This window comes from Bacteroides propionicigenes, assembly GCF_018390535.1.
GTDB lineage: Bacteria > Bacteroidota > Bacteroidia > Bacteroidales > Bacteroidaceae > Bacteroides > Bacteroides propionicigenes.
Genome location: NZ_JAHBBW010000005.1, coordinates 168,680 through 194,682, shown reverse-complemented (window position 1 = coordinate 194,682; position 26,003 = coordinate 168,680). Strand labels below are relative to the sequence as shown.

Here is a 26,003-nt window from a genome sequence, read left to right as displayed (position 1 = left end):
ATGATTGAAGGACATGGAGATGACTCCTACAAATATAACCGCCCGATAACGGCTAATTTCAGTTCCAACGTTTACAGCAAGGTGGATCTTTCCCTATTGAAAGCACACCTGTGCGAGCGGATTGAGGGTATCGGCCACTATCCCGAACCGGAACCCTACACGCTTGAAGCCCGAATAGCCCGACGCTGTCATCTGCCTGCCGATGCCGTCTGTGTGACAAACGGCGCAACTGAGGCAATCTATCTCATAGCACAGACTTTCCGGGGCACGAATACGGCTATTTTGCAACCTACCTTCAGAGAGTATGCGGATGCCTGCCGTATGCACGGACACCGGGTGACTTCATTATATCAGTTGCCTCAAGAGCAAGACGGGTATCTCTTGCCGGACGATGTGCGGATGTGTTGGCTGTGCAATCCCAATAATCCGACAGGAACGGTGGTTGATAAGGAATATATGCGTGAGCTGATAGAACATAATCCGCAGGTTTGTTTTATTATAGACCAGTCTTATGAGTTCTTTACATTATGCCCGCTCTTTTCTCCGGCAGAGGCGGCGGAATATTCCAATGTCCTGCTGTTGCATTCCATGACAAAAAGGTATGCTGTTCCCGGTTTGCGGCTTGGTTATGTGACGGGCAATTCCGGTTTGCTGGCACGATTGCGGACTAACCGTATGCCTTGGTCGGTCAATCAGCTTGCCATTGAAGCGGGAATGTTTTTGCTGGAGAATGATGTTCCCAATCCGTTGGATGTGGCGGCTTATTTGGAAGAAACGGCACGTCTGTCCGTTGCGCTTCAAGCCATCGGCGGATTGGAAGTATGGGCTACGCAAACGCATTTTATGTTGGTGAGGCTTCGTATGGGAAGGGCATCTGCTTTGAAGGATTATCTTGCCGGAGAATATGGCATTCTCATTCGGGACGCTTCCAATTTTGCAGGGCTGAACGAACAGTTCTTCCGTATCGCCACGCAGACCCCGGAAGAAAATGACAGGCTGGTGGCGGCGATTGCAAGATTTATGAGCTTGGATTTATAATCTATGAATGCGGGAAATATTTTTATGGAAGATATAATTATCATTTTAGGCATTGCTTTTAATCTGAACCTTCCGCTGCTTACGGCATGGTTGCTGGACCATTGGCTGGGTGATCCGGCTTGGTTGCCGCATCCTGTGGTGGCTTTCGGCAGAGCTATTTCTTTCGGTGAGCGTCATTTGAATAATGGGGGTGCCCGCTTCTTGAAAGGGGCTTCCATGTCATTGATACTTGTGGCAGGCGTTTATTTCCTTACGTTGTTTTTGCTGCGTTGGGCGGCGCATTATTCACCCGGACTGCTTTTGACCTTGCAAGTACTGCTTATCTTCTATTGCCTTGCCGGCACTACGCTGGTGCGTGAGGTTCGTGGAGTGTTTAAGGCCGCAGACTGTTCTTTGGAAGAAGGCAGGCGGCAGGTGGCCCGTATCGTAGGACGTGATACTTCCGGGCTTTCGGCACAGGAAGTACGTACAGCGGCATTGGAGACATTGGCGGAGAATTTGAGTGACGGGGTTATTGCTCCGTTGTTTTGGTACATTGTATTGGGGGTGCCGGGAATGATTGCTTATAAGATGATAAACACACTGGACTCCATGATAGGATACAGGAATGAACGGTATCGCCGGTTCGGATGTTTCGCAGCGCGCTTGGATGATGTTGCCAATTATATCCCTGCACGTTTGACTGCTTTTCTTATGGTAGCGGCTTCCGGCAGGTTCTCATTGCTGCTCTTTGTAGGGAAGTATGGCAATCAGCATGCCAGTCCCAATTCCGGCTATCCCGAAGCGGCTCTTGCCGGAATCTTGAACTGTCGTTTTGGCGGACCTCACAACTATTTTGGAGAAGAGGTGTGGAAACCCTATATCGGGGAGAATGAGCGTCCTTTGACAACGGAAGATATGCAGGTTGCCGTGCGCATCAACCGTTGTGCAGAATGGATTATGATAATAGTTGCCATCGTCACGGCTACCTGTTTGTCTCTTATAGGACAATTCTGATGATGCCCCCGTAAGGTGTCAGTGCGCTGAATGCTTCTTCGGCTTTGATGAGCCCGGCATATATCTGTGCGCAAATCAACACACCGCCATGTGCAAAGATTGCCACCCGTTGGTATGGTTTGGTTTTCAGTTCGTCCAGAAACCGGCTGACACGTTGGTATTGCATGGCGAACGATTCTCCACCGGTGGCTGCAACATTCAAATAATCGGCATACCATTCCTGCAGACGAGGGTCGTCGTTACGGTCGAAAGGTTTCATTTCCCAATCTCCGAAGTTAATCTCCATAATACGCTTGTCATGTTCCGCATCAGGATATCCGCAGTAGGTGGCAAGGCGTACACAGCGTGTGAGCGGACTGGTATATACATGGTTGAAAGGCAAATATGCTTTCAAATTCTCTTTGGTAACGGCCGCTTCCTGTTCAAAAGTCGGTTTCAGGGGGACATCTGTCTGACCGTAACATACACCGGACGGAACATCGACAGAGGTGTGTCGGATAAATACTATTTCCATAATTTACATTTCCTAATTCATAATTAAAATTACGCTTCCTATATAGAATGATAATTCACAAAGCAAAAAAGCCGCTCCGCAACAGTCCCCCGTATATCCTTGCAGGCGGCGTTTCATCAGTCGGCAGAGCAAGACAAAGGTCAATAGCGGAAACAAAGTGGCGACCCATAGCTTTACGGGCAGAAGCACTATCAGCGGTAATAGTCCGCATATGAATGCAGTGAGAAGTTCGTGCCAATTCATACGGTTGTATATCACTTTGGCTTTGCTGTCTTCCTCCTTACGGGCGTATGGCAGGTAGTTGATGAGCTGGGATGCACAGAACTTCGACCAGCAATCGCCGCAAAATACAAGTATGCAGAGAAGGTGCAGGGGAAGGAAGGATAGCTGTGACAACAGTAAGAAATAGATTATCAAACCGATAACGCCGTAGCTGCCTATATGCGAGTCTTTCATAATGGCAAGCGTGCGCTCACGGGTGGTGGCGCCGCCAAATCCGTCGAGAAAGTCCGCCAATCCGTCTTCGTGCAGGCAACCTGTGGCAAGCAACCGGGCGATGACAGCCATAACCCAGGCTATGGATATAGGCAATATCTGTCCGGCAAGCCATAAAGTACCTGCCATGATGCCTCCGGTCAGCCAGCCTGCCAGCGGCCAATAGGGTACTACGTGCTTGAAACATTCGGCGGGCACTTCCTTTATTTTCCAGAAAGGAAGTCGTGTAAAGAAGATAAATGCAGCCAATATATTCATGAGCCTTAAAAGTATTTGGTAATAGAGGCGTGGGCAAAGTTATCCATTTCATTAACCATACGGACTGCCGAGTCTACAATGGGATATGCACAAATTGCTCCTGTGCCTTCTCCAAGCCTTAATCCTAAGTGTAATAATGGGTTGACATTTAGTGAATCAAGTATAAGTTTATGTCCGGATTCGTCTCCGCAATGCCCGAAGATAGCATAATCCAGTACTTCGGGATGCAGCTTTCCGGCTGCGAGAATACAGTTTGTCATGATGAATCCGTCTACCAGAATAATCATCTTCAGTTCGGCGGCTTGCAGCATGGCGCCTACTGCCATTACCATTTCCAACCCGCCAAAATAGCGGATGATGTCGCGTGGCGAGCCATCTCCTTTATAGTTGTCCAGTGCTTGTTTCAGTACCTCATACTTGTGGCGGATACCCGCATTGTCCAGACCGCTTCCCGCACCTACACATTCTTTCAGCGGGATACCTGTGAAGCAAGTCATCCATAAAGAAGAAGAGGAAGTATTGCCTATCCCCATTTCTCCGAAACTCAGTACATTGCTGCCTTCTTCGTGGCAACGACGCACCACTTCAGCGCCCCGTTCGAGACAAAGTTCCATTTCCTCCTCGGTCATTGCGGCTTCATGCAGGTAATTGCGCGTACCTTTACGTACTTTCATATTGATGATACCTTTTTCATAAGGCAAGTCATAATCTACTCCGGCATCCACTATTTTTAGCGTAAAACCATGCTGACGACACAGGAAGTTGACGCCTGCACCGCCATGAAGGAAATTGCTGATTTGCTGCCAAGTGATTTCTTTGGGCGAAAGGCTGACACCCTCTTCCACGATACCGTGGTCGGCGGCGAAGATGATGTTCTGGGGATGTTGAAGGGTAGGAGTTAAAGTCTGTTGGATAAGTCCGATTTGCAGTGCAAGGCTTTCCAGAGTACCTAAGGAGCCTTTCGGTTTGGTCAGATTATTGATTTTATCAATCAATGCCGGGCGGATGGCTTCGTCCGGCCGGGAGATATGAAATGTTTTCATCGTATTCTTTTATTTTTTAATTCTTTATTCTTCATTTTTAATTTTCACCGCTATGCCGGATACCATCAGAATCACTTCATCTGCTTGCGAGGCTATGTATTGGTTCATCCAACCTTGCATATCCGTAAATTTCCGTTGTATCTCGTTTTCGGATGTGCCGCCCATGCCTATCTCATTCGTGACGAAAATAAAAGTGGCATCTTGTGCGGTAAAGCGGTCGAATTCTTCTTTGGCAGCGGTGAGGGCTTGGTCTGTGTCTGCATTCAAATCGAAGAAGAAGTTAGTGCACCACAGCGTTATGCAGTCTATCAGGACTATGCGCCCGGACAGTGCGTGGCGGCTCAATTCTTTTTCTTCTTCTATGTTCGTCCATTCAGCGCCGCGTCTTTCCTGATGGTGTATCACTCGTTTGCGAAACTCTTCATCCCATATACGTGCCGTAGCAAGGTAGACAGGGTTGGGAGAGAGACTGAGCGCCAGTTTTTCCGCATAAGTACTTTTGCCCGAACGGGCTCCGCCGGTGATAAGTATGATTCGTTTCATTGATTTGCTTGAAGTTTACGGGAAGCAAATGTACATGATTTCTGTGGCAGTGGCAAGAACAGAACATTTTTTTAGCGGTTTCATTTTTTCTTTTTTAAAAGATTTCATTACCTTTGCCAACGTTTTCAGCACAAAGGAAGACATACCCCGCGGCAATAGCTCAGTTGGTAGAGCATCAGCTTCCCAAGCTGAGGGTCACGAGTTCGAACCTCGCTTGCCGCTCTTAAAAGAAAATCAGATAGTTATCAAAAGATTTCTATCTGATTTTTTTCGTATTATGTTATAATCATTAAAAGAACTTGGTTTTTCTCACTTCTTTTGTTAAATTGCCATACCGGTCATAGTCGTATGTTATCAGACATCTCGTCTCATCATCGACTCGGACTGCTCTCATATCTTTTCCATTTTTAGCGTATACGCTGTCTACACTATTACCCATGAAAGGAGAGCTTGTCACGGTTACATCCATATCTTTCTCTTTATACCGGATATGAAGTATTTCAAAGCCATCGGTAGCACAGGTGTGCTCCATTTCCTTGCCGTTATCGTTGTATTTCTTAACAACCATATCAACTTTCCCGTTGGTGAAGTATTTTTCAATTAAAGTATCATTTATGGTATTGTACGTATGGTATTTAATGAATTGCTTGTTTTTTGATTTTGGTATGGATTGCAAATCCTCTTTGTCAGGAATGGTGTCAAAGAAATAGGTTTCTTCAGTCTGAGAACTGTTGAAGTCATGCCTGATAATCTTAAACAGATAGTCTTTGTGATAAAAGCGCCATTCTTCGTAATTGTCATTAATGTCAATGTCGATAATCGGTCTACCGTTAAGCCGTTGTATCATCCGCGTATACTCAAGCTGCTTTTTATCATCATCCCGATATTGGTAGAAATAATAGTTAATTGTATCTTTATTGTTCCTAAGCTCAATAGTTTCTTCAGACTTATCTTTATAATAGGTGGTTCTTACTATATTTTTTTTCGGTTCACTTGTCTCAGTGATAGAATAGAGACTGTTATTCTGATAAGTGTATGTATGCAAACCGGTATATATATTTACCGAAGTCAGTACGTTCGACTCGTACATCAATTGTTTTTGGGTAATTTTCACTGAGTCCAGCTTTCCTTTGGAGTTGTATATATTTATATATTCGTTCGTTTCAACAATGTCAAAATCTTTACTTTGTTTCACCGTTTTGGTACAACTGCAAACGATGACAAGCAATGTGCAATATAGCAACACTCTTGATTTTATGATATTTAATACGTTATTCATTGATTTTATAGTTTAAAATAGCTTTTATATTGATTGCTTATTCCGCTTCTATTCACTTTCTCCATCTATTCGTTGCTTTTCCTCTCATTGATAGTCTATTAAAGGAAACGTATTATATCTACTATCTACATATAAATAATTACTTATTATTTTTTTCTTTTGAATATCAGATATTGTCCAACGGGCAATATGTTTCATAAGGATTTGATTCGGTCTTTGTGCAACTTGTAAATAGGAACGGCACAAGTAATAGTATAACGATTTTCGTAATTTTAGTTAGTAACAATGCACTTATCATAATCCATATTTTATTTCTCATATTACAAACACTCCTTTATTTCTGCCATCACTTACTCACCCTTTATATGTCGTTTTCGTTCCTGCAACTCATGGTAATATCGTACGATTTCATCATACTTATGCTTCTCATAAAAATTAGAATCTCTTTCATCATATAAAATGTAGTACTTTAATTTTGGCCCGATATAATCGGCGTCGGGTTCTGTCCCCAGATTATAACTTATCTCAATCTTCCATTTATCAGGACTTTCTTCCATGCGGACAATGCAAATATCTCCTATATAGATTTCATTACTGTTGCATTCTACATTCCTTTGTTTCTCTAAATAAAATTTCCGGGTAGCACAGGTGTTTTTCGAAAATCCCATATAATAAAATGTAATGTCTCCTCGTTTTTTTAAATCGGCTAAAGATAAGCCTGCTGTATCATGATAGTTTATCATCATCTTCATGCGCTCCAAAGTATCCTTAGGAGGATGTGCCACCAATATATCCTCGGTATAGATATAAATACTGTCTGTTCCTCTTGGATTTACCAAACGTTTACCGTCATTTATGTGGATAAACGGAGGTTGCAATACGTTGGAATAAAAGAGTCCAATACTTCCAACAATGATTACGAATATCAGTATCAATCTGACAGTCTTTTTATATCTCATTATTTTCTGTTTTTTTAATTACCATAATTCTCCCGGTTTATAGGGGTTAGAATCCATTATATTTTCATGCCATGCTTCTGTAAAGAAAGGATATACCACACACTCTTCCGTATCGTCGTAATTCTCGTCATCGCACAGAGCTTTAGCAATATAGATACTAACGGTTTCCTTATCGTCCGCTTGCAATTTCAGACAATAAAAGTCTCCTTCAAGAATTCTTTTGTAAGATAGCATGGTAAACGTATATTTCATGTGATTACTGATGCTTTCTGCCGTGAGGTTTTGCAAAGCGAGCCGGAATGTCTTTTGAGGATAAGAGGAGTTCAGCCACCCGCTTAATTTTCCGGCGATAAACCGAGCATCGGCGGATGTTATCGGGCGGGGGTGCGGATTGTACAATTTGTAGCGGCCGATTACTTTGTATCCTTTTGCTAACAAATCGTCCACTTCGACGGGCCCTCTTTGGGTTACAGTGTAATGTATATCCAATATGTTCTCTGCTTCCGGTATGTAACCGGATTTCCATTCAATAAGTTTATAACTGGCCACTAAGGAGTCTTTACCGAATTTTATGAATAAGTCTTTTCCCTTGTAGGGGTCAATGTCGAGGAGTTGATACTCAATGTCTATTTCATAACGGATGCCGGGCATCGAATCCTCTTCATTCACAAAATAGGATTCTCCCAATAGGTTCAGTATTTCCCGGTAAGTCATTCCTACCTTCAGACGGTTATTTACCAAATCGTCAACCATGAACTTTCTGGAATAATAATGTCCGTCCCATTCGTCCCAACCTTTCCGGTTGAATGGGACACAACGATGATGTGTACATCCCATTTGCACGCAAACAAACAGGGATAACACAAATACAAAAACTGCTTTGCTTATCTTTTTCATTTGATATTAACCCCTCACTTCATATAATGTGATTCCATGATTAATCACCAATTTATCAGATAATCATAAAGCCGGTAAACTTTGCCTGCTTTCCATTCATGGCCATTAGGAGTATAGATACTGTAACCTTGTTTGATATTCATAAACATATCCTTTTTCCCGTCAGTGAAAAAAACAAAAGGAATTATCGGCATTCTCACCAGACGTGCTGTTGTATGCTCCAAATCCAAACCGCTTTTCCGCAGTTCTTCTTGTATTTCCATCATGTACGCTGTTTTATACTCCATATCATATCCCCTTCCGTACAGTCGTTCTTGTACATTGTCATCAATAATGAGGCACATATCGCATATGTCATATTCATCCACATCAGGACTTTTCAGTACCATATCTCCTTTTTCATTCCGTTCAAACTTCACAATACCGGATAGTCTCTTTGTTCTCCGCAATCTCGTTTCACCGGCAACAAGGGGGAGCTGTTCTTCATCTTCCGTCAAGTATCTCTCCGCCCATTCTATATCTCCATTCGAATGAAACGTCACAATAACGGATTTTGTCACCTTTTCTCCCCATCTCGCTTCACCATAATACGTAATATTGGGGCACAGCTCTTTGTCTTCCATCAGTTCCGTAAACTTCACGCCTTTTTCCATTTGGCGAGCCATATATGCTGTGGTGCTAAGTCCGTCTTTGAAATTGCTCTTAAACTCTTCAAACTCCCAGCAAGGAAGGCAAGCCTCACGGTTGATTTCTACAAAATCTGTTATACCGGTTTCATCGATTACTTTACCGTTCGGAATACGATAATAGAAACTGGTTTCGATTTTACCCCATACACCACCCGAGTTTTCCAAAGCATCCAGATTATGTGCAGTAATAAGGAACGGTTTCACCCATGCCGGTGTATAATTCTCTGCACTCTGAATATTGGACAAGCTGGATAGTTTTTGCGCTTCCTCTCCAAGCACGCAATAGTCCAGTTCGAAGACGAGCCAATCGTGATATTCTTTTTTCCATCGCCATAGAGTCACATCCAGACACGGCTTGTCGTTTTCCATATTGACAAGCCCGTTTTCATTGCCTGCCGTCGCAATGACAAGTGTGTCTTTACTGCTGTTACTTTTAGCATATAACTGGATATATTCTTTCTTTGTTTCCCAGCGGTACAGTTGCCTGGGTCGTCCTTCAAAATCGGTTCCCTCCTCAAAATGTGGTTTTCCGTATTTCTTTGTGGCTGCTTTCACCAACTTGGCGAAACCTTCTTCGTCTGTTTCCCCCTTGCCTTTTACCTGCACTAATGTGCCTTGTTCTGTTGTTACCATGCCGAGTTCTGTAAAGTCAAATCCTCGGAAAGTGGCTTCCGTTCTTTTACTGCCTCCCTTGTTTCTGTAAGCCACCAAAGGCGGAAACGGTTCATCCGTTTCCGTGTTGTAAAATTTAAGGGTATCTACTTTGTACCGCGCTTCAATCTTCTGCTGTGTGGTATCTAAGAGGGAAGACATCATAGCGGCTACGTTTAGGCCGTAGTCCGGATTGTCTAAGTTGAAAACCGGTTTCCCTATCTGTGCCTTTGCGCAACTAACCAAGCCGAAAAGACTTGTTACTCCCATGATTATAACTGTTTTTAGTCTCATAACTGACATGTCAAATTAAAATTCCGTATTAATATTCATCTCCCTGATAATGTTTACACTTAATTAAAATTCCCATTTCCAATTATTATATCCTTGATAATAATCTAATCTAATAATGGTCAGAACTCTGCATTCACGTGTAATAGTTCGCATTTTATATATATTTTAAAAGTGATTATTCAGATCGTTCTTTTCCCTCATTTATAACCGATAGTTATTCAGGATAAATAATTTCCGGCTTATCTCCGCCCAGATGATAACGAACTTTAATAAGAGGTTTATCACTCGTCGTTTCGTCCGGTTTATAAATATACATGGCATCTGCATCTGTATTGGTTTTATACCAGCAATACATGATTGGACTTTCATCTTCAACTATATCTTTATCAGTCAAGAATGATAATACTATCATATAAATGATTATCAAAATGCCTCTCGTTGTTTTCGTCGTTTTATTCCCATCTTTCCATTATAATTGATTTTTATAATCTAAAAACAACTGTTCTTCCTTCATATATTATTATCCATAGGAAAAATATTATTAACCCAGAAAGTAAAATATTGCAAAACATGATACCGATTAACCCCATTAAATATCTATTACGTGCTTCTTTGATTACCTTATCCCAAGGGACATCGCTCATTGCCTTTTTATCCTTTTCTGTCAGATTTTTCATCAGTTCGGTGTAGCCATTGGCGGAAGATTCATACATGGCCATCATAGCAATACCGATTACTGGTACAGTAACAATGGTACAGAATGCAGTCCAAAGAGAATCAGAATGAATAGCAAAAAATATAGTCATGATTGTTGCATTGGTAAGACTAAATCTTTCTACCAACTTGTATGCTGTTTCTGGTTTCATGTATTTTTTTCAATTTCCCTTTTTTACTCTTTGTTACCCTCCGAATCATATCTTTCAATGGTACTCCAACCTCCGCCCTTTCGCTCGGCAACCGATTTGAGCTTGCCGTTAGCGTAATACTCTTTGCGATAGACCTCGCTATCAGCTTCACAACGACCCTCTTCCCGCAACTTTCCGGTATCAAAGTAACGTTTATATGCTCCTTCACGCTTACCGTTCTTGAAAGTATATTCCGATTTACATTTGCCTGATTCAAAATAGAATTCCTTTGTTACTCCGTTCAATTTGCCATTGAGGTAGTTTGACGACTTTTCAGGAGTGCCGTCAGTGAAATAAGTAATCTCTTCTCCGTTCTTTTCATCGTTTTTGTAAGTGGTAGACTTTTCGGGTTTGCCGCCTTTACCATATCTAATCCAGACACCCTCTTTTTTGCCGTCTTTATAGCTGCTTTTGCTACGGGGCTTGCCGTCTTTCCACGTTTCGCTCCACTGACCGTCGGGCAAGCCGTTCTTGTAGAAGCTGATGCGAACCATGTCACCGAGGTTACTCGACAGGTGTTGAGTCCATTTGCCATCGCGTTTACCGTCTTTATAACATTCGTCGAGCGTCAGAGCGCCGTCGCTGCCGTATCGCCGGTCATAACCATCTTCAATTCCTAACTTATATACTTTTTCGGTTTCAACTTTGCCGTTCGAGTGATACGTCCTGCTCACGCCGTCCACTTTGCCGTCTATAAATGTTCGCTCACTTTGCACGGTCTGTCCGTCACCATAATAGCGCTTGTATAGTCCATCCCTGTTTCCCTCTTTGTAACGGCACTCTTCAAGTAGTTTGTTCTCTTTGAAATGTCGGTAATCACCATGATACATGCCATCCTTAAAGTCAGCGAGAATGTACTCCGAGTGATAGCCGTCAATCAGGCGGTGAGAGCCGTTGAGCGGGGTCTTTTCTTCATTGTTCAGGCGAAAGAGCATCCGGCCATCCCCATAGTTGATAACGGTGATTTCTTCTATTTGGTAAACTTTTTCCTGTGCCGTACTCGTAAGTACCATTACTCCGAAAAGGAGTAGTAACATAATTTTCTTCATGCTTTTTTGTTTTATTACTCAATCGACAAAAGTAGCATAAATAAATTATAAGAAAAGTATTTTGCTTATAAATATGATATGTGTTTTGATTATTATATAATTCGAACTAAATAAATTTACCTGTATTTTGGATGGTTACATAATTATAATATCTGTCAATCTATTGATTTATAGTTGAATGTTATTTTGTATGAATCCTTTTGAAAATGGAAACACGATTATTCCAATCGCATTGTGAGAAAAAAATATAGCCATATAAAATATGGCTATATAAAAAGTTGTACCGTGGTTACTTTGAGAGCAACATTTTCAAGTCATTCTTGCTAATGCCCATGTATTTGCATATCTTTAGCTCGTTTATGCCGTCAGCCAGCATTTGCCGGACTGCGTTCCTGTCTCTTTCATACGCTTCCAATCTATTGAAAATGGTATCGGTCAAGAAGTCTATTCCCTCTGAAAAGGCTTTTTCTCCTTCCGGGGTATTAAAGTCTATCGTGCAGATTTTGGCACACTCCTTATGAAGTATCAAATAGTAAATACCTCCGATTAGGATTGCGGCGATGCTTTTGATATTGACTTTTGCAGGTTTAAACAGCGTTTCGTAATATGTAATCAAATTAAGGTTCATGATGTCCCGCGTTTCCGCCGTTCTTTTTGTGGTATCATTGACGACTGACATTTCGTAAAGCAACAGCTTTTGCATAACGGGATTGTCGGACAAGTTCCTGAAGAGTATCTTGAATGTTTCAGCGAAGAACTTTTTAGGCCCCAATACATTCAAGTTGGAAATATCGATGGCATTGTTCATCCAGAAGTCATATTGCTTGGCAAGTCTGTCATAGAGATTATCCATCGAACCGTACCTTCTATAGAATACGTTGGCTTCCATTCCTGCGGCTTTCGTCAAGGTGCTTAGATTGACATTGCCGAAACCCTGTTCCGCCACAAGTTTTTCGAGTTCGGACATCACATCCCTGTCTAATTGTTCATTGGTTCGTCTGTTTCGAGTTTTTTTCTCTTCCTGCTTCATTCTTATATCATATTTACACCGGCTCTATATCCGTTTTTCTATAGATGGTTTTGTTGCAAATATAGGTGTTTTACATTTTACAAGCAATCCTCGGGCGGGTTTTATGCAGTAAATAGAGATTTACTAAAACGTTGGGGAAGATTTACTAAAACGATGGGGAAGATTTAGTAAATCGTTGCCGGAGATTTAGTAAATCGTCATCTCTCTATTTATTACGGGGAATATCGGGTGGAGGGGGAGGAAAAAGTAAGTATTCACAAAGTCTGCAAAAAATAGTGTTTATACAATAAACACTTTTCGCACAGAAATTTGTACTTTTGCACTCCGTTTAATGAATCAGAATAGAAAACTTTAAAAAACGAAATAGAATGGCAGTAGAATTGAAAGACCTGACCAAACGTAGCGAGAATTATTCTCAATGGTACAACGAGTTGGTGGTAAAGGCCGATTTGGCAGAACAGTCGGCTGTGCGCGGATGTATGGTAATCAAGCCTTACGGATACGCAATATGGGAGAAGATGCAGCGTCAGCTGGACGATATGTTCAAGGAAACAGGACACGTAAACGCTTACTTTCCTTTACTTATTCCGAAATCATTCCTCAGCCGTGAGGCGGAACACGTAGAAGGCTTTGCCAAAGAGTGTGCCGTAGTAACGCACTACCGTTTGAAGAACGACCCCAATGGCGGCGGCGTAGTGGTAGACCCCGCTGCAAAGCTGGAAGAGGAACTCATCATCCGTCCTACTTCGGAAACTATCATTTGGAATACCTACAAGAACTGGATTAACTCTTACCGCGACCTGCCTATCCTGTGCAACCAGTGGGCAAACGTATTCCGTTGGGAAATGCGTACCCGTCTGTTCCTGCGTACCGCAGAGTTCTTGTGGCAGGAAGGACATACGGCACACGCCACTCGCGAAGAAGCTGAGGAAGAAGCTGTACGTATGCTGAACGTTTACGGCGAGTTTGCCGAGAAATATATGGCAGTGCCTGTTGTGAAAGGTGTGAAATCTGCCAACGAACGTTTTGCCGGCGCTCTCAATACCTATACAATCGAGGCGATGATGCAGGACGGTAAAGCCTTGCAAAGCGGTACTTCACACTTCCTGGGACAGAACTTCGCCAAGGCTTTCGATGTGCAGTTCGTAAATAAAGAGAACAAACTGGAATATGTATGGGCCACTTCTTGGGGAGTATCCACTCGCTTGATGGGTGCGCTTATCATGACACATTCCGATGACAACGGTCTGGTACTTCCTCCGCACTTGGCTCCGATACAGGTAGTTATCGTACCTATCTACAAGAATGCCGAAATGCTTGCCAAGATTGACGAGAAGATTGCCGGTATTGTAGCCAAACTGAAATCAATGGGTATCTCCGTGAAGTACGACAATGCCGACAACAAGCGTCCGGGCTTCAAGTTTGCCGATTACGAGGTGAAGGGTGTGCCTGTTCGTCTGGTTATGGGTGGTCGCGACTTGGAGAACAATACAATGGAGGTGATGCGCCGCGATACGCTGGAAAAAGAAACCTGTTCTTGCGACGGCATCGAAGAATACGTAAAAGACCTGCTCGAAGAAATTCAGGCAAATATCTACAAGAAAGCGTTGGATTATCGTAACAGCCGCATTACTACGGTGGACAGCTACGACGAATTTAAGGAAAAGATTGAAGAAGGCGGCTTTATTCTGGCTCACTGGGACGGAACAACCGAAACCGAAGAGAAGATTAAGGAAGAAACCAAAGCCACTATCCGCTGCATTCCGTTTGAATCTTTTGTGCCGGGCGACAAAGAACCGGGCAAGTGCATGGTGACGGGTAAGCCGTCTGCCTGCCGCGTGATATTTGCACGTTCTTATTAATAGGATATTATTATTCCGATAAGTTCATAAGGTGTTAATACGAACTTAAGCTATTGTTTTGTCATTCAGAACGATAGCTTAAGTTCGTATTAATACCTTATGTTTTTTTGTCTTGTGAGATGAAATTGTAACCTTCTCCACACACTTCTGAAACAGTTTTCGGACATCTTTGTATCGTTAAAAAGAAAAGAGATATTTCATCCTTTTTACGTATGACAATTCCATAAATTCTCTTGAAGTCATACCTGTGCGACGCCGGTGTGACTTTTTATAGAAAGCGTAAAGTAAACAAAATATAAACTGTATCAAGATGAAGGTTCTTTTTATTGTTCAAGGAGAGGGGAGGGGACATCTCACCCAAGCGATTACCATGGAAGGGCTTTTGCGCCGCAACGGACACGAAGTAGTGGAAGTGTTGGTAGGCAAGAGTAACTTCCGTCATTTGCCCGGATTCTTCAATCGTAGCATTCATGCCCCGGTGAAGCGTTTTCTCAGTCCCAATTTTCTGCCTACACCTGCCAATAAGCGGGTGAGCCTTTCGCGCAGTGTGGCATACAATTTTATAAAAGCGCCTTCTTATTTGCGCAGTATGCACTACATCCATCAGCGCATCCAAGAAACCGGGGCGGAATTGGTCATCAACTTTTATGAGCTGCTGACCGGGCTGACTTATCTGCTCTATCGTCCGTCTGTACCCCAAATCAGTATAGGACATCAGTACCTCTTTCTGCATCGTGATTTCGAGTTTCCCGACAAAGGCAGGGGCAGCCTGTGGCTTTTGCGTTTCTTCACCCGCCTCACTTGTATAGGAGCCTCCCAAAAACTTGCGCTCTCTTTTCGTGACATGGAAGATGACGAGTACGCCCGTATTCGCGTCGTGCCGCCACTGCTTCGTCGTGAAGTGCTTTCCTGTGAGGGTATGGAGGGTGATTACTTGCATGGATATATGGTGAATTCCGGTTTTGGTGAAAACATAAAGGTGTGGCATGGGGAGCATCCGCAAGTTCCGCTTCATTTCTTTTGGGACAAGCCGGACGAAGCTGAAGTGTGCAAGGTGGATGACACGCTGAGTTTTCATCAGATTGACGACGTGAAGTTTTTGCGCTACATGGCAGGCTGCAAGGCTTATGCCACGACTGCCGGGTTTGAATCGGTTTGTGAAGCGATGTATTTGGGCAAACCTTTGCTGATGGTTCCCGCGCATATCGAACAGGATTGCAACGCATACGATGCCGCCCGTACGGGTGCGGGTATTGTCTCTGACGGATTTGACTTACAAAAATTGCTGGACTTCTCCGAAAGTTACAAGCCGGACGCGCAATTCCGTTATTGGGTACGGAGTTGTGACCGGAGGATTATGAATCATATAGAGGCAGGGATGTCCTTGTCACATTATCCGGCACGGAATTTTCCTTATCCGTATTGTAATATGCCCGACATGGCATTGTAATACTTGTTGCATATTTTTGCCGCCGAATCATTGATAAATATATACAGATGATTAATAAGAAAACATTATCGGAAGCGTACGTGGCACGTGATTTGAGTTGGATGTACTTCAACCGGCGTATCTTGCAGGAAGCTACCAAACCACAAGTACCTTTATTGGAGAGGTTGAGCTTCCTCGGCATTTATTCCAACAATCTGGATGAGTTTTTTCGCGTCCGCATGGCTACGCTCAGCCGTATTGCCGAGTGCGAGGATAAAAGCCTGCGCTCGGAGCGAGAGCAGGCGCGACAACTCATCAAGCAAATCAACAAGCTGAATAACAAGTACGCCAAAGAGTATGAACACGCCATTCACGAAGTGACCCGGCAGTTGAGTGAGGAAAACATCTTCCTGATGAAAGAGGACGAACTGGACGAAGGACAGCAACGGTTTGTACGTCAGTTTTACCGTCAAAGGTTGAGTGGCTTTGTCAGCCCTGTATGGCTTTCGGCAGTCAGGCAACTGACCGATGAGACGGATGAAAACATCTATTTGGCTGTCAAGATGCAGGCCGAAGGACGGAAAAGTTTTGATTATGCGCTGATTGCGCTCCCCGTAGCTGAGTGCGGACGTTTTGTGCGTTTGCCGGACAAGGAAGGCAGGAATTATCTGATGTATCTGGATGATGTAATCCGCTACTGCTTGCCGATGATTTTCTCCGGGCTGAATTATGTCTTTTTCAAGGCATATGCATTCAAATTTACAAAGGATGCGGAAATGGAGATAGACAATGACTTGCGCAACGGTATGCTGCAAAAAATATCCAAAGGAGTGAAGAGCCGCAAGAAAGGTGATGCCTTGCGAGTGATTTACGATGCCGATATGCCGAGGGATGTGTTGAAGCGTGTGATGAACAAACTGAATCTGGACAAGCTGGATACGGTATTGGGCGGCGGACGCTATCACAACCATAAGGACTTGATGTCGTTTCCGGATTGCGGACGCAAGGATTTGAAATATCCAGCATGGGAGCCTGTTATAAAACCGGAACTGGACAGTAATGAGAGTCTGCTGAGGCTGATACAGAAAGGAGACCGCTTTATCCATGTGCCTTATCACAGCTTCGATTATTATATTCGCGTGTTGCAGGAAGCCGCGGTCAGCAAAGAGGTGAAAAGCATCAAGACAACACTCTATCGTCTTGCCAAAGACTCAAAAGTGGTGAAAGCCCTTATCTGTGCCGCCCGTAACGGGAAGAAGGTAACGGTGGTTATAGAACTCTTGGCACGGTTTGATGAGGCATCCAACATCGGTTGGTCTAAAAAGATGCAGGATGCAGGCATTCATGTAATCTTCGGAGTGGAAGGTCTGAAAGTCCATTCCAAGATTACCCATATCAGCATGAAAACAGGGAATGACATAGCTTGTATCAGTACGGGAAACTTTCACGAGGGAAATGCGCGTATGTACACCGACTATATGCTGATGACCGCTGCGCGCAATGTGGTGCATGATGTCAATTCCGTATTTACATTCATCGAGAAGCCTTATTCACCTATACGTTTCAAGGAACTGTTGGTTTCGCCCAATGAGATGAAACAGAAGTTCGTAAAGCTGATAAACGATGAAATCAAGAACAAACAAGCCGGAAAACCGGCTTATATCTTTGCCAAGATAAACCATATCACGGACGCGGCTATGGTGAAAAAACTCTATGAGGCTTCTGCCAACGGTGTGCCTGTCGGGCTGCTGGTACGCGGCAACTGCTCCCTGGTAACGGGTATTCCCGGTGTGAGTGACACGATACGCATCAACGGCATTATAGATCGCTATCTGGAGCATTCGCGTATCTTTATCTTTGCGGCGGGCGGAGAGGATAAGACTTTCATCGGTTCTGCCGATTGGATGCCGCGCAATCTGGATAATCGGGTGGAAGTGATAACTCCCGTGTACGATGCGCAGATTAAAGCCGATTTGCGTAAGGTCATCGAATTCGGCCTTCGTGATAATTGTCAGGGAAGTATTGTCGATGGAAGCGGAGAGAATCGCTCTTGGACTACGGAAAGTGATGTCCCGTTCCGTTCGCAAGAGGAACTTTATAAGAGCTACAAAGAATAGAATGTATTAAAATATAAGTAAAGAGAATGAATGGGAAATGTTACGCTGCTATCGACATCGGTTCCAATGCCGTGCGGCTGCTTATTAAAAAGGTGAAAGAAGATGAGAATTTGGTGAACAAGCGTCTTTCTAAAGCGATGCTTCTCCGTGTTCCGCTGCGACTGGGCTTTGATGTTTTTGCTTTGGGAGAGGTTTCCGATGTAAAGGCCGTGAAGCTGCGCCGCTTGATGAAGGCTTTCCGTCAGTTGATGAAGATATACGAGGTGACGGATTATCGTGCGTGTGCTACCTCTGCCATGCGCGACGCGAAGAATGGAAAGTCTATCATCAAAAAGATACTGAAAGATACGGGCATCAATATTGAAGTCATTGACGGGCAGGAAGAAGCGCGGATGATATACAATAATCATATAGAATGTCTGGAAGACCGTATGGGAAATTACATCTATGTGGATGTAGGCGGCGGAAGTACGGAAATCAATTTGCTGACAAACGGTGAACTGGTACAGTCGCTTTCATATAATATAGGTACGGTGCGTATGCTGAGCAATGCTGTTAAGGCGGAGAGCTGGCAACAAATGAAAAATGACTTGCAGCGTCTTACAGCAGACTTCCAAGGAATCAATATCATCGGTTCGGGCGGTAATATCAATAAACTGTATCGCCTTGCCGATAAAAAGGATAAGAAGAAACTACGCCTGCTCGTTCAGTCTTTACAGTCTTTGTATGACGAACTGCAACCGCTTACTCCCGAACAGCGTATGGAAACTTTCAGTCTGAAGGCCGACCGTGCAGATGTTATTGTGCCTGCCGCAGAGATTTTCCTTACAATTGCAGAGGTGGTGAAAGCGGAATATATCCATGTGCCTGTCATAGGTTTGGCAGACGGTATAATTGATAATTTGTACGCTAAGAGCTTGCCTCAATAGTCACACATCAGAACTTTCTGATTATTTTCTTTCCCGTTTGGATTGCGATTCCGAACGGGAATCTTTTAATCTTTTCAATTTCCACTTGTTCCAGAAAAGTAACTCGTTCCACTTATTGAAGTCTTTCTTAAACACGATGCCTATGCCTTGGGTGGTGAGGTTGGTCTTGGTGTAGTAGCGGTCGTTGGTTTCGTTATACGCTTTCAGGCGTATATCGCCGGAACGGTTTACGAGCCATTCTGCTTGGAAGTCACCTACAAAGTTCGTGTTTGCCATCGGGTTGTCGCGATAGCCGAAGTTGCCGTTGATAAGAAGGCGGTTGTTCAAGAGTTGCCCGGAAAGCATTGTCTCAAACTCCATATCGGTCCAGCCTTTTTCTCCGGTACTGAAGTTTGTGCCGAAATTCCAGTTGTTGCTGTCGATAATCTGTGAAAGTGCATTGTTCAACTGTCCGGAAAGGGTAGAAGACAGTACGCTCGACATCATGTTGGAGTTGCCGGTAGCATCCACATTCTCCGGGGTATAGAACTTGCCGATACCCAAGAGATAGAGTATCTGCATATTCATCTGTTCGTCCGTAGGAATGTAGTTCCGAACCAACGCCTGCACTTCATCGCGTTCGTTGGGCAGTTCCAGGCTCATTTTGATGTCCGGTGAGGTGAGTTGTCCGGTCAGAGCCATAAGGCAGTTCACCTTGATGCTGGTCTGGTTGACGTAGTGGCTGGCATCGGGTATGAGGTCGTTCAGCGAAGCGGAGTTCACAAGGTAGCCGGCCTGAATGTCGAGGGTGGCATCGAGGGGCGGCCCGTTGAAGGTGATGGTACTTCCGTCTTTAATGATGAAGTCCTTGCGGATTACTTCCTGCAAGCTGAATTTGTAGACTCCCTGGCTGATGCGGTAGCTGCCGAACATTTTCACATCTCCTTTATTATAGAATTCGGTGCGGATATTTCCCGTACCTTTTCCGCTGATGTAGTCGCCTGCAATGGGGTCCATGATGATTTTCATGGTAGCGTCCGGGGTGGCGTCTATCAAAAGGTTCAGGCGGATGTCGGTATCGCTTTCTTTTTCCCGGACTTCTCTCTGTGCCTGCTCGTATTCAGACATAAGCACGATGGAATCTTGGAGCACGCGTCGGGGGGTCTTGTCTACGAAACGTATGAACTGGTTGCTGACTGCCGAAGCGACTCCCTCTTTCATATAGGTGAAGTTGGTGTTGCGGTTGGTAGTCATTGCCACGTCGATGTTTACTCCCTCTGCCGCATTACCGGCAATGGTGGCATTGCCCGTGCCATATACCGTGCCGTAGAAGGGGAAGTCGGGAGACTCTTTAGTGTTCATTACCAACATATTGTTGACGTCAAACTGGAAGCGGTATTCCAAGTTCTTGAAATGTTGGTAGTGCAGGTAACCGTTGGCTCTTCCCTGATGCCCTTGTGTGTCGAAGATGCGGTTGTTGCGGAAAGTAAGTCCGCCCGGTTCGATAAGTATGCTGTCTTTCAGTGAGAAAGTGGTGTTGAGTACATCTACTTTTAGGGAAGCGTCACCGAATACACGTCCTTCCATTGTCAGCGCCTTGAATTTGCCGTAGAAATGCACATGGCCGCTGGCACGTCCGTTGAATTCGGGAGTGATGCTTTGCATATAGTGGTGGATGAATTTCAAGTTGGTGCTGTCGGCTTCTATCTGCAAATCGAGCGAACTGGTGGGCTTTATGGGGTAGATATAGCCGTAGACATGGCTTTTGGCGATGTCTTCCTCGCGGATATGGGCATCCAGATAGATACCTTTCACGTCGTGATGCCACTCACCGTGTATATTGGCATCACCCAAAAGCCCTTCGTTCAAACCGAGATTGCGGATGAACAGGTCTGTGCTCATCACCGGTGTTTTAAGTACGCCGCTGGCGTATGCAGGGCCGGTGGCTTCACCTTTGAAGTTGACACCTAAGTCGGCAATATCGAATACATAGCCTATATTTATCTCTTTCAAATTCAGGCGCACGGTGTCCTCCGGTTGTTCGGATACGGTTCCGTTGATACGCAAATGACGCTCTTTGTGGCTGAAATAGAAATTGTTGACGTGTATCTTGCCCGAATCGACTACGATTTGTGACGGGTGTATCTTCCAAATAGTGTCGTTGAGGATTACGTTTGTTTCCTGAACGTTGACAATCGTCTTCAAAGCGGGAATGTCTTTCTTGCCTTTGTGAGTGGGGTTTGTATGTTGTTTATCATTATCCGCTTTCTGAGACGATTCGCGGATGAATTGCGTTACGGCTGCCAGTTTGCCGCTATACGTCACAGCGCTACTGTTTCCCCAGTTGAAAATGGCTTGTATCCGGTCGTCTTTGGCTTTGGCTTCCAGAGCGACATTCACTGCGCCGGTTGTCTTCCGATTGGTAAAGCGGATTTTTGCCTGAAACTGTTCGCCCGGATTCTCACAGAGGATTACTCCCGATTCAAAGAACTTCTCTCCGTAACTCAGCCGCGGGAAGTAGCCTTCTACACGTAGTCGTTGAGCCTTGTCGTTGAAGTAACCTTTCAGTGTGGAGTGGGTGTATATTTTCAGTGGTATCTGGAATACGGTGGACAGTATCTCCGTATTGTAGATATGCAGGTCGAAATAGAAGTTGTTTTCGGTTTCCTTAGGTTTCTTGTCCGGCAATATCAAGGCGGGAATATAGCGTCGCATGATGTTGAGCACACTGGTGGGCAAGGTTTGATAGGAGTAGTCTCCTTCGATAGTGCCCCGCAGGAAATTGGAGTTGATAGTCAGATGTTTTTGACGCTCGTCATTCTGGGTGGCGGCAATCCGCAGGTTGTCCATGAAGAAATTTTGGTCGGGAGCGATGTATTGCAGGCTGTCTATGTTTATTTCACCATTCATGTCGTCGATGGAACTGCCGGTGAAGTCGGCCTTTATTTTTACGGATACTTCCGTGTCCTTGTATTTTGGGGTAAGATGAAGGGTGTTTGGACGGAAATGGTTGATGGCGGCGCGAAAGTTGAATGTCGGAGTCTTGCCGGCTGTGTTGATAGAGCCATTCAGTTGTATAGCGCCGTTCTCATCGTCGAATGATACGTTTCCATCGAAGCCGCCTTGTTTGTACTCTCCGTCCAAAGTGATGTTTTCGTAAGTATAATCACTGTAATCTATGGATGCAATGAGCCCTTTCATTGTAATGGACGGGTATCTTTGGGTGTAATGGTTTCCTTTGACATCCATGTTGAAGGTTACTTGCCCGAATTTGTCGTTACCCAACAGTTTGCCCAGTCCGAACTCCGAGGTCTTTACTGCACCGGAATAGGAGAAATAACCCTTTTCCTTATCGGAACTGAGCTTGAGGTCTGTCTTTATGGTACCTATATCCGTACGTACTTCACCGTAGGTAACCAAATCCGTGAAGTACCCGGAAATCTCGCCTCGGAAGGATACCGTACCCAAATGCCGCAACGCCGGCGGAACTCCCTTGTAGTCTTTGCTCAGGTTGCGGACAAAGAATGCGATGCCTTCCGGGTCGGCGTATAAGTTGGACAGAGTGCCGAATATATAAGCGTCCTGAGGGTGTGACAGGTCTTGCAGGGATACATCGCCTTTCAGCAGGAAATGATTGTCGGCAGAGATTAGCAACTTCGGGCAATAAAGTTGGTTCACTGTTCCGCTGGCTTCCGTTTCCAACCGTAGCGTTTCTTTGAAAGGTTTGAAAGCGGGTACAAAGGCTGCCAAGTCTTGCAACACGACTTCCGAAGGCAGCATACGGAATGAGAAGCGGACATCATCGGTGAAATTGCCGAGAGAGCCCAGACTGTCATACTCCATACGGATAGTGTCCATTGTCAGGGAAGTGTTGGGCAAATCAATGGCAAAGTTCTCTATCCGCATCTTTTGGTCATTGGCTACTATCTTAAGGCTCAGTTTCTTCAACTCAAAGCCGGAGTGTTCCTCTTCAACACTCATTCGCTTAATGGCGGCATTGATAGAGTCGCTTTGAAGCGCCTTCAGTGAAATGTTGGCAAGGATATTGGACAGGCGGATGTGTTGCGGATTAAATTTCCCCGGGGTCTTTCCGACCGAGAGGACATCATAGGATACCCTTCCGCGACGTATCAGCAGTGAGTTGATGCGAAGGTCCAGATTACTTTTTTTCTTAACGGTGTCTTTGGAAGCAAAAGCGTCGAGTATAAACTGGAAATTGGTTTTAGCTTGAGGGGTAGGTCTTTCCAGACTGGCGTTGAAACTGAACAATTGCACGTTTCCGATGGATATTCTTCCGTTGAACAAGGGGAGTATCTCGAACTTGGCCGACAGACGCCCTATTTTCAGCAACTCTTTTCCCGATTGGTCGTTCAGCATCAGGTCGTCAATGATAATTCGGTTCAGCAGACCTATATTTATCCGCCCGACAGTAAGCCGGCTGCCCAGTACGGAGCTCAGTTCATTGGCTACGAGTACAGACATCTGGTGCTGGACATAAGGAATGTTCAGCAATAAAATTATTCCGATATAGAGTCCCAATACTATACCGATTACCCAGCGTACTGTCGTTTTCAGCGTTCTGATAGGCGATTAATTTTTTATTCAGCCAACAAAAATATGAAATAATACGTTATGGATACTACTTTTATCACTACTTTTGCAGCGTTTAAACGTAAATAAACACTATGAGTACAATAATCTTAGGAATAGAATCTTCATGTGATGACACTTCTGCAGCAGTCATCAAGGACGGCTACTTGCTATCGAATGTCGTGGCCAGTCAGGCAGTTCATGAGGCTTATGGCGGGGTAGTACCCGAATTGGCTTCACGTGCGCATCAACAGAATATAGTGCCGGTGGTGCACGAGGCGTTGAAACGTGCCGGGGTTACCAAAGAGGAGCTGAGTGCCGTAGCGTTTACGCGTGGTCCGGGATTGATGGGGTCTTTGCTGGTAGGAGTATCGTTTGCCAAAGGTTTCGCCCGTTCTTTGGGTATTCCTATGGTAGATGTTAATCATCTGACGGGTCATGTGTTAGCTCATTTCATTAAAGCGGAAGGTGAAGAAAATGTACAACCTGAATTCCCTTTCCTTTGCCTGTTGGTTTCCGGTGGAAATTCTCAGATTATTTTGGTGAAGGCTTACAATGATATGGAAATTTTGGGACAGACAATTGATGATGCTGCAGGTGAAGCCATTGACAAGTGTTCCAAGGTCATGGGGCTGGGCTATCCCGGCGGACCGATTATCGACAAGCTTGCACGTCAGGGAAATCCCAAAGCGTTTACTTTCAGCAAACCTCATATTCCGGGGTTGGATTACAGTTTCAGCGGACTGAAGACCTCATTCCTGTATTCTTTGCGGGACTGGATGAAAGATGATCCCGATTTCATAGAACATCATAAGGCGGACCTGGCTGCTTCGTTGGAAGCTACTGTCGTTGATATATTAATGGATAAATTGCGTAAAGCTGCAAAACAGTATAATATAAAGGAAGTGGCTGTTGCAGGCGGTGTGTCGGCCAATAACGGCTTGCGCAACTCATTCCGCGAGCATGCCGAAAAGTATGGCTGGCATATATTCATTCCTAAGTTCAGCTATACAACGGATAATGCCGCAATGATTGCCATCACCGGATATTTTAAGTATTTGGATAAGGACTTCTGTCCGATAGAGGCTCCGGCTTATTCACGTGTTACTTTATAAGACTCTATATATAATAAGGTATGAAACTGGAAGAGGAGATAGGAGAACTGTTGAAAGCGAAGAATTTATCCCTTTCCACCGCTGAAAGTTGTACCGGTGGCGGAATAGCCGCCCTGATAACTTCGGTTCCGGGGAGTTCGGAGTATTTTAATGGCGGTATTGTGGCGTATTCCAATGAAATAAAGAAGGATTTGCTTCATGTCTCCTCTGAAACCTTGGCCAAATATGGCGCAGTGAGCCGGGAGACTGTTATTGAGATGGTGAAAGGTGCGATGAAAACGCTGAAAACGGACTGTGCGGTTGCTACCTCGGGAATTGCAGGTCCCGGTGGCGGTACACCGGAAAAACCGGTAGGTACAGTGTGGATAGCAGCTGCATATAAAAATGAAATCGTAACCATGAAGCAGGAAGGAGACTGCGGAAGAGCAGGGAATGTACAGTCGGCTATTCAAAATGCTCTGTTGATGCTTTATGATAGGCTAAAATGAGGAAAAAATGTTCTCGCACAATGAATTATTTTGGGAAAAACTTGTTTTATAACGATAAAAGTGCTTACTTTGCGCTCTGTTTGAAATAAGTATAGATAAAAACTATAAAATAAAGATAGAAATGTCGAAGATTTGTCAAATTACCGGAAAGAAAGCCATGATTGGCAACAATGTTTCACACTCAAAGAGAAGAACAAAAAGAACCTTTGATTTGAACTTGTTTAACAAGAAGTTCTATTATGTAGAACAAGACTGCTGGATCAGTCTGAGCATTTGCGCTAACGGCCTGCGCATTATTAATAAAAAAGGTTTGGATGCTGCTTTGAAGGATGCAGTAGCTAAAGGTTATTGTGATTGGAAAAGCATTAAAGTAATTGGCTAAAAGTAGAGGAGAATACTGATTATGGCAAAGAAAGCAAAAGGTAACAGAGTACAGGTGATTCTGGAATGCACAGAACACAAGGATAGCGGTATGCCGGGAACTTCTCGTTATATTACGACGAAGAACAGAAAGAATACTACCGAAAGATTGGAGTTGAAGAAATATAACCCGATTCTGAAAAGAGTAACAGTACATAAAGAAATTAAATAATATAGTATAACCCATGGCAAAGAAAACAGTAGCAAGTTTGCACGATGGTTCTAAAGAAGGTCGTGCTTATACGAAGGTTATCAAGATGGTTAAGTCTCCGAAAACCGGTGCTTACATCTTCGATGAACAAATGGTTCCCAACGAAAAAGTACAAGACTTTTTCAAAAAATAAGATGAATACAGTTGCTGCGAAGCACTGATTACTTATAAAGCTCCTCTCACCGGATAATCGGTGGGGGGATTTTTTTTGTTATTAAATCGC

Annotated in this window: 24 protein-coding genes and 1 tRNA gene; 12 read left to right on the top strand and 13 right to left on the bottom strand. The window is 44.2% G+C overall.

The annotated features are described in order from the left end of the window. Together KG118_RS09225 and cbiB are read left to right on the top strand one after the other, a co-directional pair. Nucleotides 1-1,038, top strand: coding sequence for a threonine-phosphate decarboxylase (locus KG118_RS09225; protein ID WP_213388424.1), 1,038 nt, complete (start codon nt 1-3; stop codon nt 1,036-1,038). 24 nt (nt 1,039-1,062) lie between these two features. Further along, nucleotides 1,063-2,034, top strand: coding sequence for an adenosylcobinamide-phosphate synthase CbiB (cbiB, locus tag KG118_RS09220; RefSeq protein WP_117712796.1), 972 nt, complete (start codon nt 1,063-1,065; stop codon nt 2,032-2,034). Here the strand turns inward: cbiB and cobC are convergent. The 4 genes from cobC to cobU are packed head-to-tail and all read right to left on the bottom strand — an operon-like array spanning nt 2,018 to nt 4,887. Beyond that, nucleotides 2,018-2,548: an alpha-ribazole phosphatase gene (cobC, locus tag KG118_RS09215; RefSeq protein WP_117712769.1), complete on the bottom strand. Its 531-nt coding sequence runs from the start codon at nt 2,546-2,548 to the stop codon at nt 2,018-2,020. The genes cbiB and cobC overlap by 17 nt on opposite strands. Before the next feature lie 12 nt (nt 2,549-2,560). Beyond that, nucleotides 2,561-3,301: an adenosylcobinamide-GDP ribazoletransferase gene (gene cobS / locus KG118_RS09210; RefSeq protein ID WP_117712770.1), complete on the bottom strand. Its 741-nt coding sequence runs from the start codon at nt 3,299-3,301 to the stop codon at nt 2,561-2,563. Between the two features lie 5 nt (nt 3,302-3,306). Further along, nucleotides 3,307-4,344 carry a nicotinate-nucleotide--dimethylbenzimidazole phosphoribosyltransferase gene (gene cobT, locus KG118_RS09205; RefSeq protein WP_117712771.1) on the bottom strand — a complete coding sequence of 346 codons (1,038 nt, stop codon included), beginning with the start codon at nt 4,342-4,344 and terminating at the stop codon, nt 3,307-3,309. A gap of 24 nt (nt 4,345-4,368) precedes the next feature. Further along, nucleotides 4,369-4,887 (bottom strand): bifunctional adenosylcobinamide kinase/adenosylcobinamide-phosphate guanylyltransferase, encoded by a 519-nt coding sequence (gene cobU / locus KG118_RS09200; RefSeq protein WP_117712772.1) that lies wholly within the window; start codon nt 4,885-4,887, stop codon nt 4,369-4,371. A 149-nt stretch (nt 4,888-5,036) separates the two neighbouring features. Between cobU and KG118_RS09195 the strand changes: the two genes are divergently transcribed. Further along, a tRNA-Gly gene (locus KG118_RS09195) sits at nt 5,037-5,109 on the top strand. Nucleotides 5,110-5,176: 67 nt separating this feature from the next. On the opposite strand, the gene KG118_RS09190 is transcribed toward KG118_RS09195, so the two are convergent. From KG118_RS09190 to KG118_RS09155, 8 genes are all read right to left on the bottom strand, one after another. Beyond that, entirely contained in the window at nt 5,177-6,166 is a 990-nt protein-coding gene (locus KG118_RS09190; RefSeq protein ID WP_117713114.1) for a hypothetical protein, read from the bottom strand. A 350-nt stretch (nt 6,167-6,516) separates the two neighbouring features. After that, nucleotides 6,517-7,125, bottom strand: a complete 609-nt coding sequence (locus KG118_RS09185) for an RNA-dependent RNA polymerase family protein (protein ID WP_117713113.1) — start codon at nt 7,123-7,125, stop codon at nt 6,517-6,519. Nucleotides 7,126-7,143: 18 nt separating this feature from the next. Next, nucleotides 7,144-8,022: a hypothetical protein gene (locus KG118_RS09180; protein ID WP_117713112.1), complete on the bottom strand. Its 879-nt coding sequence runs from the start codon at nt 8,020-8,022 to the stop codon at nt 7,144-7,146. 44 nt (nt 8,023-8,066) lie between these two features. Further along, nucleotides 8,067-9,632, bottom strand: coding sequence for a hypothetical protein (locus KG118_RS09175; protein ID WP_233514928.1), 1,566 nt, complete (start codon nt 9,630-9,632; stop codon nt 8,067-8,069). 238 nt (nt 9,633-9,870) lie between these two features. After that, nucleotides 9,871-10,068, bottom strand: coding sequence for a hypothetical protein (locus KG118_RS09170; protein WP_117713110.1), 198 nt, complete (start codon nt 10,066-10,068; stop codon nt 9,871-9,873). A gap of 70 nt (nt 10,069-10,138) precedes the next feature. Further along, on the bottom strand, nt 10,139-10,522 hold the full coding sequence (locus KG118_RS09165) for a hypothetical protein (protein ID WP_087426937.1): 384 nt from the start codon (nt 10,520-10,522) through the stop codon (nt 10,139-10,141). A 23-nt stretch (nt 10,523-10,545) separates the two neighbouring features. After that, complete coding sequence (locus tag KG118_RS09160; RefSeq protein ID WP_117713109.1) at nt 10,546-11,610, bottom strand: toxin-antitoxin system YwqK family antitoxin; 1,065 nt, start codon at nt 11,608-11,610, stop codon at nt 10,546-10,548. 289 nt (nt 11,611-11,899) lie between these two features. After that, entirely contained in the window at nt 11,900-12,640 is a 741-nt protein-coding gene (locus KG118_RS09155) for a TetR/AcrR family transcriptional regulator (RefSeq protein WP_117713108.1), read from the bottom strand. Between the two features lie 368 nt (nt 12,641-13,008). On the opposite strand from KG118_RS09155, the gene proS reads away from it, so the two are divergent. The 4 genes from proS to KG118_RS09135 all read left to right on the top strand — a co-directional run bounded on the left by proS (nt 13,009) and on the right by KG118_RS09135 (nt 18,977). After that, nucleotides 13,009-14,502: a proline--tRNA ligase gene (gene proS, locus KG118_RS09150; protein WP_117713107.1), complete on the top strand. Its 1,494-nt coding sequence runs from the start codon at nt 13,009-13,011 to the stop codon at nt 14,500-14,502. 310 nt (nt 14,503-14,812) lie between these two features. Beyond that, nucleotides 14,813-15,952 (top strand): glycosyltransferase family protein, encoded by a 1,140-nt coding sequence (locus KG118_RS09145; RefSeq protein WP_117713106.1) that lies wholly within the window; start codon nt 14,813-14,815, stop codon nt 15,950-15,952. Nucleotides 15,953-15,999: 47 nt separating this feature from the next. After that, a complete protein-coding gene (locus KG118_RS09140; RefSeq protein WP_117713105.1) occupies nt 16,000-18,048 on the top strand; it encodes an RNA degradosome polyphosphate kinase in 2,049 nt (682 codons plus the stop codon). Between the two features lie 26 nt (nt 18,049-18,074). Then, nucleotides 18,075-18,977 carry a Ppx/GppA phosphatase family protein gene (locus tag KG118_RS09135; RefSeq protein WP_117713104.1) on the top strand — a complete coding sequence of 301 codons (903 nt, stop codon included), beginning with the start codon at nt 18,075-18,077 and terminating at the stop codon, nt 18,975-18,977. A 21-nt stretch (nt 18,978-18,998) separates the two neighbouring features. Here KG118_RS09135 and KG118_RS09130 read toward each other — a convergent pair whose 3' ends face one another. Further along, nucleotides 18,999-23,438: a translocation/assembly module TamB domain-containing protein gene (locus tag KG118_RS09130; protein WP_117713103.1), complete on the bottom strand. Its 4,440-nt coding sequence runs from the start codon at nt 23,436-23,438 to the stop codon at nt 18,999-19,001. Between the two features lie 203 nt (nt 23,439-23,641). On the opposite strand from KG118_RS09130, the gene tsaD reads away from it, so the two are divergent. The 5 genes from tsaD (at nt 23,642) to KG118_RS09105 (ending at nt 25,913) form a co-directional block, all read left to right on the top strand. Then, complete coding sequence (tsaD, locus tag KG118_RS09125) at nt 23,642-24,661, top strand: tRNA (adenosine(37)-N6)-threonylcarbamoyltransferase complex transferase subunit TsaD (RefSeq protein WP_117713102.1); 1,020 nt, start codon at nt 23,642-23,644, stop codon at nt 24,659-24,661. 20 nt (nt 24,662-24,681) lie between these two features. Further along, a complete protein-coding gene (locus KG118_RS09120; RefSeq protein ID WP_117713101.1) occupies nt 24,682-25,149 on the top strand; it encodes a CinA family protein in 468 nt (155 codons plus the stop codon). 121 nt (nt 25,150-25,270) lie between these two features. Next, nucleotides 25,271-25,531: a 50S ribosomal protein L28 gene (rpmB, locus tag KG118_RS09115; RefSeq protein WP_004291052.1), complete on the top strand. Its 261-nt coding sequence runs from the start codon at nt 25,271-25,273 to the stop codon at nt 25,529-25,531. 21 nt (nt 25,532-25,552) lie between these two features. Beyond that, entirely contained in the window at nt 25,553-25,741 is a 189-nt protein-coding gene (gene rpmG, locus KG118_RS09110) for a 50S ribosomal protein L33 (RefSeq protein ID WP_002560155.1), read from the top strand. A gap of 13 nt (nt 25,742-25,754) precedes the next feature. After that, a complete protein-coding gene (locus KG118_RS09105; protein WP_005654275.1) occupies nt 25,755-25,913 on the top strand; it encodes a DUF4295 domain-containing protein in 159 nt (52 codons plus the stop codon). The last annotated feature ends 90 nt before the right edge of the window (nt 25,914-26,003 follow it).

Coding starts and splice junctions, on each gene's coding strand:
- KG118_RS09225 (WP_213388424.1), top strand. CDS start 1: ATGATTGAAGGACATGGAGATGACTCCTACAAATATAACCGCCCGATA.
- cbiB (WP_117712796.1), top strand. CDS start 1,063: ATGGAAGATATAATTATCATTTTAGGCATTGCTTTTAATCTGAACCTT.
- cobC (WP_117712769.1), bottom strand. CDS start 2,548: ATGGAAATAGTATTTATCCGACACACCTCTGTCGATGTTCCGTCCGGT.
- cobS (WP_117712770.1), bottom strand. CDS start 3,301: ATGAATATATTGGCTGCATTTATCTTCTTTACACGACTTCCTTTCTGG.
- cobT (WP_117712771.1), bottom strand. CDS start 4,344: ATGAAAACATTTCATATCTCCCGGCCGGACGAAGCCATCCGCCCGGCA.
- cobU (WP_117712772.1), bottom strand. CDS start 4,887: ATGAAACGAATCATACTTATCACCGGCGGAGCCCGTTCGGGCAAAAGT.
- KG118_RS09190 (WP_117713114.1), bottom strand. CDS start 6,166: ATGAATAACGTATTAAATATCATAAAATCAAGAGTGTTGCTATATTGC.
- KG118_RS09185 (WP_117713113.1), bottom strand. CDS start 7,125: ATGAGATATAAAAAGACTGTCAGATTGATACTGATATTCGTAATCATT.
- KG118_RS09180 (WP_117713112.1), bottom strand. CDS start 8,022: ATGAAAAAGATAAGCAAAGCAGTTTTTGTATTTGTGTTATCCCTGTTT.
- KG118_RS09175 (WP_233514928.1), bottom strand. CDS start 9,632: ATGGGAGTAACAAGTCTTTTCGGCTTGGTTAGTTGCGCAAAGGCACAG.
- KG118_RS09170 (WP_117713110.1), bottom strand. CDS start 10,068: ATGATAGTATTATCATTCTTGACTGATAAAGATATAGTTGAAGATGAA.
- KG118_RS09165 (WP_087426937.1), bottom strand. CDS start 10,522: ATGAAACCAGAAACAGCATACAAGTTGGTAGAAAGATTTAGTCTTACC.
- KG118_RS09160 (WP_117713109.1), bottom strand. CDS start 11,610: ATGAAGAAAATTATGTTACTACTCCTTTTCGGAGTAATGGTACTTACG.
- KG118_RS09155 (WP_117713108.1), bottom strand. CDS start 12,640: ATGAAGCAGGAAGAGAAAAAAACTCGAAACAGACGAACCAATGAACAA.
- proS (WP_117713107.1), top strand. CDS start 13,009: ATGGCAGTAGAATTGAAAGACCTGACCAAACGTAGCGAGAATTATTCT.
- KG118_RS09145 (WP_117713106.1), top strand. CDS start 14,813: ATGAAGGTTCTTTTTATTGTTCAAGGAGAGGGGAGGGGACATCTCACC.
- KG118_RS09140 (WP_117713105.1), top strand. CDS start 16,000: ATGATTAATAAGAAAACATTATCGGAAGCGTACGTGGCACGTGATTTG.
- KG118_RS09135 (WP_117713104.1), top strand. CDS start 18,075: ATGAATGGGAAATGTTACGCTGCTATCGACATCGGTTCCAATGCCGTG.
- KG118_RS09130 (WP_117713103.1), bottom strand. CDS start 23,438: ATGTCTGTACTCGTAGCCAATGAACTGAGCTCCGTACTGGGCAGCCGG.
- tsaD (WP_117713102.1), top strand. CDS start 23,642: ATGAGTACAATAATCTTAGGAATAGAATCTTCATGTGATGACACTTCT.
- KG118_RS09120 (WP_117713101.1), top strand. CDS start 24,682: ATGAAACTGGAAGAGGAGATAGGAGAACTGTTGAAAGCGAAGAATTTA.
- rpmB (WP_004291052.1), top strand. CDS start 25,271: ATGTCGAAGATTTGTCAAATTACCGGAAAGAAAGCCATGATTGGCAAC.
- rpmG (WP_002560155.1), top strand. CDS start 25,553: ATGGCAAAGAAAGCAAAAGGTAACAGAGTACAGGTGATTCTGGAATGC.
- KG118_RS09105 (WP_005654275.1), top strand. CDS start 25,755: ATGGCAAAGAAAACAGTAGCAAGTTTGCACGATGGTTCTAAAGAAGGT.